Annotated in this window: 11 protein-coding genes; 8 read left to right on the forward strand and 3 right to left on the reverse strand. The window is 66.7% G+C overall.

The features are described from left to right. Window positions 1-64 precede the first annotated feature (64 nt). The gene (locus AC3A6M_RS04580; protein WP_487851540.1) at window positions 65-1,915 is read left to right on the forward strand and encodes a DUF885 domain-containing protein; all 1,851 of its coding nucleotides are present in this window, start codon (window positions 65-67) and stop codon (window positions 1,913-1,915) included. A 270-nt stretch (window positions 1,916-2,185) separates the two neighbouring features. Further along, the gene (locus AC3A6M_RS04585; protein ID WP_487851541.1) at window positions 2,186-2,485 is read left to right on the forward strand and encodes a cyclic-phosphate processing receiver domain-containing protein; all 300 of its coding nucleotides are present in this window, start codon (window positions 2,186-2,188) and stop codon (window positions 2,483-2,485) included. A 135-nt stretch (window positions 2,486-2,620) separates the two neighbouring features. Here the strand turns inward: AC3A6M_RS04585 and AC3A6M_RS04590 are convergent, their stop codons facing one another. The 3 genes from AC3A6M_RS04590 to fnr all read right to left on the reverse strand — a co-directional run bounded on the left by AC3A6M_RS04590 (window position 2,621) and on the right by fnr (window position 5,712). After that, on the reverse strand, window positions 2,621-3,241 hold the full coding sequence (locus AC3A6M_RS04590; RefSeq protein ID WP_487851542.1) for a hypothetical protein: 621 nt from the start codon (window positions 3,239-3,241) through the stop codon (window positions 2,621-2,623). Further along, a complete protein-coding gene (locus tag AC3A6M_RS04595) occupies window positions 3,238-4,854 on the reverse strand; it encodes a L,D-transpeptidase family protein (RefSeq protein ID WP_487851543.1) in 1,617 nt (538 codons plus the stop codon). Before AC3A6M_RS04595 ends, AC3A6M_RS04590 begins: the two co-directional genes overlap by 4 nt. A gap of 87 nt (window positions 4,855-4,941) precedes the next feature. Continuing rightward, the gene (gene fnr, locus AC3A6M_RS04600) at window positions 4,942-5,712 is read right to left on the reverse strand and encodes a fumarate/nitrate reduction transcriptional regulator Fnr (RefSeq protein WP_487851544.1); all 771 of its coding nucleotides are present in this window, start codon (window positions 5,710-5,712) and stop codon (window positions 4,942-4,944) included. 218 nt (window positions 5,713-5,930) lie between these two features. Between fnr and AC3A6M_RS04605 the strand changes: the two genes are divergently transcribed. The 6 genes from AC3A6M_RS04605 to AC3A6M_RS04630 all read left to right on the forward strand — a co-directional run bounded on the left by AC3A6M_RS04605 (window position 5,931) and on the right by AC3A6M_RS04630 (window position 12,353). After that, on the forward strand, window positions 5,931-7,358 hold the full coding sequence (locus AC3A6M_RS04605; RefSeq protein ID WP_487851545.1) for a cytochrome ubiquinol oxidase subunit I: 1,428 nt from the start codon (window positions 5,931-5,933) through the stop codon (window positions 7,356-7,358). A gap of 15 nt (window positions 7,359-7,373) precedes the next feature. After that, window positions 7,374-8,381 (forward strand): cytochrome d ubiquinol oxidase subunit II, encoded by a 1,008-nt coding sequence (gene cydB / locus AC3A6M_RS04610; RefSeq protein ID WP_487851546.1) that lies wholly within the window; start codon window positions 7,374-7,376, stop codon window positions 8,379-8,381. Next, window positions 8,381-8,503 carry a DUF2474 domain-containing protein gene (locus AC3A6M_RS04615; protein WP_487851547.1) on the forward strand — a complete coding sequence of 41 codons (123 nt, stop codon included), beginning with the start codon at window positions 8,381-8,383 and terminating at the stop codon, window positions 8,501-8,503. The genes cydB and AC3A6M_RS04615 overlap by 1 nt, the downstream gene beginning before the upstream one ends. 184 nt (window positions 8,504-8,687) lie before the next feature. After that, window positions 8,688-9,275, forward strand: coding sequence for a TorD/DmsD family molecular chaperone (locus AC3A6M_RS04620; protein ID WP_487851548.1), 588 nt, complete (start codon window positions 8,688-8,690; stop codon window positions 9,273-9,275). Between the two features lie 8 nt (window positions 9,276-9,283). Beyond that, a complete protein-coding gene (locus AC3A6M_RS04625) occupies window positions 9,284-9,496 on the forward strand; it encodes a formate dehydrogenase (RefSeq protein ID WP_487851549.1) in 213 nt (70 codons plus the stop codon). 34 nt (window positions 9,497-9,530) lie between these two features. Next, complete coding sequence (locus AC3A6M_RS04630; protein WP_487851550.1) at window positions 9,531-12,353, forward strand: formate dehydrogenase subunit alpha; 2,823 nt, start codon at window positions 9,531-9,533, stop codon at window positions 12,351-12,353. The last annotated feature ends 5 nt before the right edge of the window (window positions 12,354-12,358 follow it).

Consider the following 12,358-nt stretch of genomic DNA (forward strand, 5'->3'; position numbering starts at 1 on the left):
GATAAATTGCTCAGAGTCAAACCTTGCTGTTTGGCGCTGATAATCGAGATTGGAAGAGAGAGACATGTCCCAGACCCGTTCGCGCGTCCTGCGCACCACCATCGCATCGCTGTTCCTCCCGCTGGCGCTCGCCGCCGGCATGCAGCATGCCACTGCCGCCACCGCGGCCGCCAAGGCCGTCAAGGTCACCACGCCGGCCACCGCCGGCAAGCCGAACAAAGCCTTCGACACCTGGGCCGACCGCTTCGCCGAGGACTGGGTCCGCGCCAACCCGCAGGCGGCCACCTCGACCCAGTACTTCCAGGGCGCCGAACAGGAAGCCCTCGACCGCCAGCTGACCCCCCAGACCCGCGAACAGCGCCGCAAGATGATCAAGCTGGCGAAATCCGGCGTGGCCCGCCTGGACGCTTTCCTGGCCGGTCCGCTGAGCGAGGAACAGCGCACCTCGGCCTCGGTGATGCGCTGGAGCCTGGCCAACACCGTCGCCAGCGAACCGTTCGAGGACTACAGCTTCGTGTTCAACCAGTTCGGCGGCGTGCAGGTCGGCCTGGTCAACTTCATGACCAACACCCATCCGCTGCGCCGCGCGTCGGACCTGGACAGCTACATGGCGCGCCTCGATCAGGTGGGGCAGCGCATGGACGAAGCCGTGGTCAAGGCCAGGGAAGCCAGCGCGAAGGGCCTGCTGCCGCCGCGCTTCATCCTCGAGCGCGCCCAGTACCAGGTCGAGCTGTTCCTGAAGCCGGAAGCGAGCCAGAACGTGCTGGTCACCACGCTCGACCAGCGCCTGGCCAAGCTGCCGGACGTGCCGGAGGCGGCGCGCGCGAAGGCGGTGGCCGACGCCGCCCGCATCGTCGACCAGAAGATCCGCCCGGCCTACCGGCGCGTGCAGGCCTTCATGGCCGGGATCCATCCGCGGACCGACGACACGGCCGGCATCTCGCGCCTGCCGGGCGGTCTGGCGGCCTACCAGCAGGCCCTCAGGACCTACACCAGCACCAACCTCACGGCCGAGCAGATCCACGAGATCGGCCTGCGCGAAGTGGCCCGCATCGAAGGGGAGATGGACCGCCACCTGCGCACGCTCGGCTACACCGAAGGCTCGATCGAGGAACGCATGAAGAAGCTGGACGCCAGCTTCCAGCCGAAGGGAGAAGGCGACCCGCGCCCGGAACTGCTGCAGAAGTACGCGGCGATGGTGGCGGACGCCGAGCAGCGCAGCAATGCGATCTTCAACCTGAAGCCGCGCGCCCCGGTGGAGGTGCGCCGCGAACCGCCGTTGACGGAGCCGTCGGCCGCCGCCCACTACACGCTGCCGGCGCCGGACGGCAGCCGTCCCGGGATCTTCTGGGTGCCGATGCGCGGCCCGACCTTCGACGTGATCCGCATGCGCAGCCTGTCCTACCACGAGGCGGTGCCGGGCCACCACTTCCAGCTGGCGATCCAGCAGGAGCGGACCGACTTGCCGAAATTCCGCGCCCAGCGCATCTTCGGCGGCGGCAGCGCCCACAGCGAAGGCTGGGGCCTGTACGCCGAGCGGCTGGCGGTGGAGCAGGGCTGGTACGACGGCGACATCCCGGGCCTGCTCGGCGCGCTCGGCTCGGAACTGTTCCGCGCGCGGCGCCTGGTGGTCGACACTGGCCTGCACACCAAGGGATGGACGCGCCAGCAGGCGATCGACTACGGCATCGGCGCGCAGGAAGTCGAGCGCTACGTGGCCTGGCCGGGCCAGGCCTGCGCCTACATGGTCGGCATGCTGCGCATCCTCGAACTGCGCGACCAGGCCAGGAAGGAGCTGGGCGACAGGTTCTCGCTGCCGGCTTTCCATGACGTGGTGCTGAAGAATGGGTCGGTGCCGCTGGATGTGCTGGGGGAGATCGTGCAGCGTTGGGTGGCCCGGCAGAAGCAGGCTTGAACGCTGACGTTCTAGCCGGAAGGGCCCGCCGGTGGCTGCCGGTGTTCCGGCGGTATCGGCGGGTCCGATCTCATGGCGGCGGCTTTGCCGACTGGACGCTGGCCTGAAGGGGACGGTTCCCGATAATGTGCTCTATCATCCAGGATAAACGGCTGTTCCGCGCGGTCGAGGACAGGCGAGCCGCTCCGCAATCCGCCGCGGTCGCACTCGATGTCATGCGAGGCACTGAACGGTTGCTCGACGATGCCGATGGGGCGGGAAAGGTAGCTCATGAAGATATATCTGGACGATGAGAGGACGACGCCGGAAGGCTGGCACCGCGTCTACTGGCCCGACGAGGCAATTCTGCTGCTGGAAACAGGGCAAGTCACGGAGATCAGCCTGGACCATGACTTGGGAGACGATGAACGCGGTACCGGGTATGACGTCGTCTTGTGGATAGAAGAAGCCGTGATCACGAGGGGATTCATCCCTCCGAAAATCCTGGTACATTCTGCGAATTCCTCGGCACGTCTAAAGATGGAACTCGGCATCCAGTCCATTGTCGAGAGAGCGCGGGGAACGAGGTAATGCGTCGTCGCTTGCCGACTGCCCCAAACCGGCGGCAGGGCAGGGCCATCGTCCGCAAAAAACCGAAGCATCGACTCGAAGAACGCACGGCAAGTCCGGAACCGATGCAACCACGCACAGGATAACCGCCCATGCTCAGTCGTTCAAGCCTAGCGCCTCCCACCCCTGCGGCGCAAGCTTCACGTACAGCTTTTCCTTCTGCTTCTGCTCGCCATCGATGTTCCGCCCAAGGTCAGGAAAAGCCTCCTTGACCTGCGGCTTCCTGGCCCAGTCGGCCACGTTCGACAGCTTGTAGGTATAGATGACGGCGGATTCCTGGTGGTCGCCCACCTTGGACGGATCGGCCCAGCGCAGGACCTTGGACAGCGACTTGCGGCCCCAGCACATGCGCGGCTCGCGCCCGGCCACTGTGCGAAGGTAGGGTTTCGCGGCATCGGTCATCGTATAGCGCCTGACCTTCAACTTCGATCCGCCACTCGGCAATTCCGTGTCCTCGCCCCTGGCCAGGCCCGCTGATTCCAGCGCCGCCATCTGGCCCGCGACGCCGTCCGGATACAACTTCTGCTGGCGAATGTCGATGTCGTACACGTCGACCGGCCACTTGATGGGGGCCAGGCACAACTCGCCCTTCTTGTCGAAGTACTGGCTGACGGCGGCGGCGAAGTTCTTTTCGTTGGCGGAGGTCTTGCTGTCGCAGGCCGACAGCGCGGCGGACAATGTCACGCCGAGGAGCAGGGAGATGGCGGTCGTTTTCATGGTGATGTCATTGTACCAAGGCTGCGGCGGCCCGCCAGCTCCTGCTCGAGCTTCGCGTCGCGGCCATAGATATCGGCGGCGAAGCGCGGATTGCCTTCGCCGTCGACGCTGGCGGTGGCGTAGAAAATCACCACCGGAATCGCCCGGGCCAGGTCGACGTGCCGGGTCGGCCCCGGTTGCAGTGCGCCCTGGATCCTGTCGGCGTTCCACTTCTGCTGCCGGCCCAGCACGTACTGGGCCAGGGCGGCCGGATGCTCGACGCGGATGCAGCCGTGCGACAGGTCGCGCCGGCTGCGCTGGAACAGCTCGCGCGCCGGGGTCGAGTGCAGGTAGATGTCCATCGGGTTCGGCATCGCGAACTTGATCGCACCCAGCGAGTTCTTCGGTCCCGGGCGCTGGCGCACGCGCGCCCGGCCCGCCTTGAGGTCGGCCACGCTGGCGCCCGGCGGCACCGTCTCCATCTCGTTCTGCGCGAGGTAGGCAGGGTTGCGCGCGAGTTTCGGCAGGATTTCCTTTTCCAGGATGCTGCGCGGGACGTTCCAGTACGGGTTGAACTCGAGGTAGCGCATCTGGCCGACGAACAGCGGGGTCTCCGTCTTGAGCGCGGTGCCGACCACCACCCGCATCTCGAGCGGCGGCTCGGCGCCGGGCGCATCGCCGCCGCCGTTCTGGAACGCCCACAGGCGGTACGCCGGCAGGTCGACCACGATCAGCGGGCCGCGGCCCAGATCAGGGAGCCAGCGCAGGCGCTCGAGCGTCAGTTCGAGCTGGCGCACGCGCTTCGCCAAGGGCACGTTGAGGGCGTCGATGGTGCCTCGGCCCAGCACGCCATCGTCAAGCAGCCCATGCCGCGCCTGGAAGCGCTCGACGCCCTCGGCCATCGGCTCGCTGTAGGTGCCCTCGGCCGGCGGCGGGGCATCGGCCGGCAGGTCGCCCAGCAGCACCAGGCGCTTGTACAGCGCCGTCGCGGCCGGGTAGGCGCCGCCGGGCACGACCTTGGCGTCCGGTTTCGGCAGCGCCGGCCAGGCTTGCCGGGACAGCTCGCGGTAATGCGCCAGCGCCGCCTTGACCCGGCCGTACTGGTTCAATTGGGGCTCGGCCGCCTGCACCGCGGCCTGCAGCTTGCCGCCGGCGAGTCCGGCGCGCAGGCGTTCGACCGGGTCGTACTGCTTCAGGCGCGCATCGGGCAGGCGGGTATGGTATTCGGAGCGCACGCGGCCGACGCGCAGGTCGGCCAGGTAGTGCAGCATCGCCGCGGTGAGCGCGACGTCGAAACGGGCGATATCGGCGTCGCCCGCGCTCAACTGGCGCTGCAGCGCGTCGGCGCCATAGTCGCGCGGGTCCAGGCCCTGCAGCCTGGCCTGGCGCAGCACCCATAGTGCGGCCGCGGCGGTCGACGGATTCCAGGCGGGGGCGTATTTGCGCGGGGCGTAGAAGCGCTCGAGCCAGCCGCGTTCGTCGTAGGGGCCCGAGGGCGCCGCGGACGACTGTGTGGCCTGGACGGCCAGGGTGCGGATGGTGGCGGGGATGGGCTGCGCGAGGGTGGAGCAGGGGACGAGTGCCACGGCTGCGCAAAGCGCGAGGGCGGCGCCGATTTTCTTGCTGAGTTTCATTGTTACCTTCGGACTTCGGCAACCGTACGTTGCCGATCCGAATCATACCCGTTCAGCGATACCGATGCGCTAGCCAGGCGTGCGCCCTCACGCCATCGGACTGCACTGCTCGGTCCCGGCCGCCATCGCCTTCAGGCGCGCCGGTTCGAGCAGGATCACTTCGCGCTTGTCGACCTGCACCAGCCCCATCTTCTTGAAGCGCGACAGCAGGCGGCTGATGCTTTCGATGGTCAGGCCGAGGTAGTTGCCGATGTCCTCGCGCGACATGCGTAATTGGAAACTGTTGGCCGCGTAGCCGCGCGCGGCGTAGCGGGCGGACAGGTTCACCAGGAACACGGCGAAGCGCTGCTCGGCGCGCATATTGCCCAACAGAAGCATGACGTTCTGTTCGCGCGTGATTTCCTGGCTCATGATGCGGTGGAAGTGGCGCAGCAGGGCTGGCACGTGGCCGAACAGGTCTTCCAGGCTGGCGAAGGGGATTTCGCAGACTTCGCTGTCTTCCAGCGCCACGGCGTCGCAGTGGTGGCGGTCGCCGCTGATCGCATCCATGCCCAGCAGCTCGCCGGCCATCTGGAAACCCGTGATCTGGGCTTCTCCGGCCGCGTTCACCTGGTAGGTCTTGAAATGGCCGAAGCGCACCGCGTACAGGTTGCGGAAGGGCTCGCCCATCCGGTACAGCGGCTCGTCGCGTTCGAGGCGGCGGCGCTTGCCGATGATCTTGTCGAGGCGGTCGATGTCCGCATCCTCCAGGCCCATCGGCAGGCACAGCTGGTGCATGCTGCATGCCGAGCAGCTTGCCTTCAGCGCCTGCACGTTCAGGGGCTTGTCGTCGTTCGGAAAGTGGATGGCCTGGAGCATCGGAAAGAAGAGGCGGTGGCGGTAAATACCTTGATTATACGGCCCGTTGTCACGCCCGGGGCCGCCTGCTGGCCTGCTGGCCGGCCTTCTGTCCATACTTTGTGGCATTTTCGCCGTGCCAAAGCCGTTCGCGGCCCGGACCTGCCTTGTCACACTGCCAATCGTGCGCGGCCCGGCCCATGCTAGATTCTGCACACGACAATATGCGGGGGACTTCCATGTTCGGTTTGGCGGCATTGGACCTGGCGCGCGTGCAGTTTGCGTTCACGATGTCGTTCCACATCCTGTTCCCGGCCATCACCATCGGCCTGGCCAGCTACCTTGCCGTGCTGGAACTGTGCTGGCTGAAGACGAAACGCCAGGTCTTCGTCGACCTGTACCACTTCTGGCTGAAGATCTTCGCCGTCAACTTCGGCATGGGCGTGGTCTCGGGCATCGTGATGGCTTACCAGTTCGGCACCAACTGGAGCTATTTTTCGGAATACGCCGGCGCCATCACCGGGCCGCTGCTGGCCTACGAAGTGCTGACCGCGTTCTTCCTCGAGGCCGGCTTCCTGGGCGTGATGCTGTTCGGCTGGACCCGGGTCGGGCCCGGGCTGCACTTCCTGGCCACCTGCATGGTGGCGCTCGGCACCCTGATCTCGGCCACCTGGATCCTCGGCTCGAACAGCTGGATGCAGACCCCGCAGGGCTATGCCATCGTCGAGGGCCGCATGGTGCCGGTCGACTGGCTCAGGATCATCTTCAATCCGTCGTTCCCGTACCGGCTGACGCACATGGCGATCGCGGCCTTCCTGTCGACCGCGCTGTTCGTCGGCAGCTCGGCCGCCTGGCACCTGCTGAAGGGACGCGGCAACGAGGCGGTGCGCACCATGCTGTCGATGGCGATGTGGATGGTGCTGGTGGTGGCGCCGATCCAGGCCGTGGTCGGCGACATGCACGGCCTGAACACCCTGCAGCACCAGCCGGCCAAGATCGCCGCCCTCGAAGGGCACTGGCAGAACGAAGGCGACAAGCCCTTGCCGCTGCTGCTGTTCGGCATCCCGTCGATGGAGGACGAGGAAACCAGGTTCGCGGTCGGCATCCCGCGGGTCGGCAGCTGGATCCTGACCCATACCTGGGCCGGCCAGATCAAGGGCCTCAAGGAATTCCCGCCCGACCAGCGGCCGAACTCGCTGATCATCTTCTGGAGTTTCCGACTGATGGTCGGGCTGGGCCTGCTGATGATCGCGCTGGGCGCCTGGAGCCTGTGGCTGCGCGTGAAGAAGCGGCTGTTCGACAGCCGCGGCTTCCTGCGCATGGCCATGTGGATGGGACCGGCGGGCCTGCTGGCGGTGCTGGCGGGCTGGATCACCACCGAGGTCGGGCGCCAGCCCTGGGTCGTGTACGGCGTGCTGCGCACCGCGGACGGCGCCTCGAAGATCACGGCCGGGCCGCTGGCGCTGAGCCTGGCGGTGTTCGTGGTGGCCTATTTCTTCGTGTTCGGGGTCGGCATCGCCTATGTGCTGCGGCTGGTGCGCAAGGGACCGCAAGCCTTCGACCTCAGCCGCACGCCGCAGGGCGGGCCGGGCAGGGGACGCACGCCGGCGCGGCCGCTGTCGGTGCCGGAAGCGGACGCCTCGGTCAACGAAGACAACCTTACCTGAATCGGCTGAACCAGCATGGACATCGACATCACCGCGGTCTGGGCCACGATCATCTTCTTCTCCGTCTTCATGTACGTGGTGCTGGACGGCTTCGACCTCGGCATCGGCATGCTGTATCCCTTCGTGCCGGGCAGGCGCGAGCGCGACGTCATGATGAATTCGGTGGCGCCGATCTGGGACGGCAACGAAACCTGGCTGGTGCTGGGCGGAGAAGGGCTGCTGGCGGCCTTCCCGGTGGCGTACGCGATCATCCTGCCCGGCCTTTACCTGCCGCTGATCTTCATGCTGGTCGGCCTGATCTTCCGCGGCGTCGCCTTCGAATTCCGCTTCAAGGCCAACGACCGCGAACGGCCCATCTGGGACCTGGCCTTCATCGCCGGTTCGATGACGGCCGCCTTCTTCCAGGGCGTGTCGCTGGGGGCCTTCCTGTCCGGGATTCCGGTGTCGGGGCGCAGTTATGCCGGCGGCCCGCTCGACTGGTTCGCGCCGTTCCCGCTGGCGGCTGGCGTCGGCGTCATGATCGCCTACGCCCTGCTGGGCGCGACCTGGCTGGTGATGAAGACCGAGGGCGAGCTGCACGCCCGCATGGTGAAGCTGGCGCGCCCCTTCACCTGGCTGCTGCTGGCAGCGATCGCCGTGGTCAGCATCTGGACCCCGCTGTCCCAGCACCAGGTGGCCGAGCGCTGGTTCAGCTTCCCGAACCTGCTGGTCCTGTCGCCGGTGCCGCTGCTGGTGGCCGCATCCGCGTTCTGGCTGCTGTGGTCGCTGAAGCGCGATCCCTTCCGCCATCCCTTCATTGCCGCCCTGGCCCTGGTGCTGCTGGGCTTTACGGGGATGGCGATCAGCATCTGGCCGCATATCGTGCCGCCCGCGATCACGATCTGGGAAGCGGCGTCGCCGCCGGCCACCCAGGGCTTCGCGCTGGTCGGCACCCTGATCGTGCTGCCGCTGATTTTGGCCTACACCGGCTGGTCGTACTACGTCTTCCGCGGCAAGGTGGGCGATACCGGGGGTTACCACTGATGGCGCCGCTCTGGCTGCGGCGCGCCGGCTGGTTCGCGGGCCTGTGGATGGCCGGGGTGGCGGCGCTGGGCGTGGTCGCCTGGCTGCTGCGGGTCGTGATGCATGCAGCCGGCATGAAATAGCAGGCACGCGAAAGTTCAACCGTGCGCGCCTTCTGGGTGTCGTGGTACTACACTTTCAGTGCAGATTTGCTAACGGGAGAACTACTCAGTGCCTCAGGAGACCGCGTCCTTTCAAACGATTGCCTTGCCCTTGTCCGACGAGGACCAGGCACGGGCCGATTTTTACGCACTGATAGCGCGCCTGATGCTGGCGCCACCCGACGCCCCGCTGCTCGCGGCCCTGGCCACGGCCGAGCCGATCGCCGCCGACGGCCTCGATGAAGCCGGGCGGGCGCTGCAGGACGGCTGGCTGAAGCTGACCCAGGCCGCCAGCGTGATGGATGCCGATGCGGTGGCCGGGGAATTCGATGCGCTGTTCATCAGCACCGGCAATCCGCTGCTGAATCCTTACGGCTCGTTCTACCTGTCGGGCCACCTGAACGATTTCCCGCTGGCCGAACTGCGCCAGGACCTGGCCCGCCTGCGCATCGCGCGTGCGCGCGGCGTGGGCGAGTTCGAAGACCATCTGGGCACCCTGTGCGAAACCATGCGCGTGCTGATCACCGGTGCGCCGGGCATTGCGCGCCAGACGCTGGCCGAGCAGAAGCACCTGTTCACCGCCCACATCCAGCCATGGTACGCGGCCTGCGTGGCCGACATTTCCGCCGCTGAACCGGCCAATTTCTACCGGGTGGTCGCCGCGTTCGCCGGCGCCTTCCTGGCGGTCGAAGCCCATGCCTTCTCGGTATGGACAGATGACAAAAACCCGGCCGATGCACCCCTTGCCGCATGAGGACAACGATGGCTACCGACGATAAAGACAAAGCGCCCGATCCCGCCCGCCGCAGCCTGCTGAAGGCCGCACCGCTGGGCGCCCTGGCCGTGGTCGCGGCCCGCGCCGGCGCCGCCGAGACCGCCGCGCCCGCAGTGGCGGCGGAAGCGCCGGCCAAGCCGAAGGGCTACCACGAAACCGAACACATCCGCCGCTACTACGGTACGGCCGCCTACTGGTAATGCCAGGAACCGAGCAAGGAACTGAGGAGCAGCCATGACACTGGTGAAGACTTCGCGCGACAGCGGGCTGAAACGGCGCAAATTCCTGGTCGGGGCCGGCGTCACGGCCGGCGCGGCGGCGGTCGCGCGCCACCTGCCGCTGAACGTCATCGAGCCGGCTTCGGCCGCCGATCCGGCGCCGGCGCAGGCCCCGAAGACCGAGATCAAGCACACCATCTGCAGCCACTGCTCGGTCGGCTGCTCGGTGGAGGCGGTGGTGCAGAACGGGGTCTGGGTGCGCCAGGAAGCGGCCTTCGACTCGCCGATCAACATGGGCGCGCACTGCGCCAAGGGCGCCTCGGTGCGCGAGCACGGCTTCGGCGAGCACCGCCTGCGCTATCCGATGAAGCTGGTCAACGGCAAGTACGAGCGCATCTCCTGGGACCAGGCCATCAACGAGATCGGCGACAAGCTGCTGCAGCTGCGCCAGCAGTCCGGCCCGGATGCGTTGATGGTGATCGGCAGCTCGAAGCACAACAACGAACAGTCCTACCTGCTGCGAAAATGGGTCTCGATGTGGGGCAGCAATAACTGCGACCACCAGGCACGCATCTGCCACTCGACCACGGTGGCGGGCGTGGCCCAGACCTTCGGCTACGGCGCGATGACGAACTCGTTCAACGACTTGCACTACAGCAAGGCGGTGATGTTCATTGGCTCGAACCCGGCCGAGGCCCACCCGATCTCGATGCTGCACTTCCTCCACGCGAAGGAACTGGGCGCCAAGATGATCGTGATCGACCCGCGCTTCACGCGCACGGCGCGCTTCGCCCACCATTACGTGCGGGTCCGTCCGGGCACCGATATCCCGCTGGTGTGGGGCATCCTGTGGCACATCTTCGAGAACGGCTGGGAAGACAAGGAATACATCGCGGCCCGCACCAACGGCATGGACGACGTCCGCAAGGAAGTCGCGAAGTGGACGCCGGACAAGGTGACCGACGTGACCGGCGTGCCGGAAGCCTCGGTGCGGATGGCGGCCGAGATGCTGGCCAAGAACCGCCCCTCGTCGGTGGTGTGGTGCATGGGCATCACCCAGCACCACGTCGGCACCGCCAACGTGCGCGCCCTGTGCATCCTGCAACTGGCGCTGGGGAATATCGGCATCCAGGGCGGCGGCGCCAACATCTACCGCGGTCACGACAACGTGCAGGGCGCCACCGACGTCGGCCCGAACGGCGAATCGCTGCCGGGCTATTACGGGATCGCCGAGGGGGCGTGGAAGCACTTCGCGAACGTCTGGGGCGTCGACTACGAATGGATCAAGTCGCGCTTCGGCTCCAAGGAGCTGATGGAAAAGCCGGGCATCACTGTCTCGCGCTGGTTCGACGCCGTGCTGGAAGACAACCAGTACGTCGACCAGCCGACCAACCTGCGCGCCGTGTTCTACTGGGGCCACGCGCCGAACAGCCAGACCCGCCTGCCGGACATGAAGAAGGCGATGCAGAAGCTCGACATGCTGGTCGTGATCGATCCATATCCGAGCATGACGGCGTCGATGCACGGACGCGAGAACGGCGTCTACCTGCTGCCGGCGGCTTCGCAGTTCGAATGCCAGGGCTCGGTGACCGCCTCGAACCGATCTATCCAGTGGCGCGAACGCGTGATCCAGCCGCTGTTCGAGTGCAAGACCGACCACGAGATCATGTACCTGTTCGCGCGCAAGCTGGGCTTCGGCGATGAGCTGGTGAAGAACATCAAGGTGGTCAACAACGAACCGGTGATCGAGGACATCCTCCGCGAAATCAACCGCTCCTGCTGGACCATCGGCTACACCGGCTGCTCGCCGGAGCGCCTGAAGCTGCACATGCAGAACAAGCACACCTTCAACCCGACCACCATGCGCGCCGAGGACGGCCCCTGCAAGGGTGACTACTACGGCCTGCCGTGGCCGTGCTGGGGCACGCCGGAGATGAAGCATCCGGGCACGCCGATCCTGTACGACCTGCACAAGCCGGTGGCCGAGGGCGGCCTGCCGTTCCGCGCCAACTGGGGCGTCGAGCACAACGGCGAGAGCCTGCTCGCGGCCGACGGCTCGACCAACAAGGACAGCGAACTCGACGTCGGCTACCCCGAGTTCGACCATGTGTTCCTGAAGAAGCTCGGCTGGTGGGGCGACCTCACGCCGGAAGAGCAGAAGGCGGCCGAAGGCAAGAACTGGAAGACCGACCTGTCGGGCGGCATCATCCGGGTCGTCATTTCCCACGGCTGCGCGCCCTGGGGCAATGCGCGGGCGCGCTGCAACGTCTGGAACTTCCCGGACCCGGTGCCGGTCCACCGCGAGCCGCTCGTCTCGCCGCGCCGCGACCTGGTCGCGAAGTACCCGACCTACGACGACAAGGCCGCGTTCTGGCGCCTGCCGACGCTGTACAAGTCGGTCCAGCAGGTCGACTTCTCCAAGGATTATCCGCTGATCATGACCTCCGGTCGCCTGGTCGAGTACGAGGGCGGCGGCGAGGAGACCCGCTCGAATCCGTGGCTGGCCGAACTGCAGCAGAACATGTTCTGCGAGGTGAATCCGGAAGACGCGGCCCAGATCGGCGTCAAGCTGGGCGACTTCATGTGGGTCGAGACCCCGACCGGGGCGCGCCTGAAGCTGATGGCGATGGTCACCCAGCGCGTGCCGGTAGGCATCGTCTGGATGCCCTTCCACTTCGGCGGCTGGTGGATGGGCGAAGACCTCGAGAAGCATTACCCGGAAGGGGGCGCCCCGACCGTGCGCGGCGAGGCCGCCAACACCGGCTGGACCTACGGCTATGACGCCGTGACGATGATGCAGGAAACCAAAGTGTCGCTGTGCCGCCTGGTGCGCGCGTGAATTGA

This window comes from Telluria sp. Soil_C_11, from assembly GCF_057657395.1.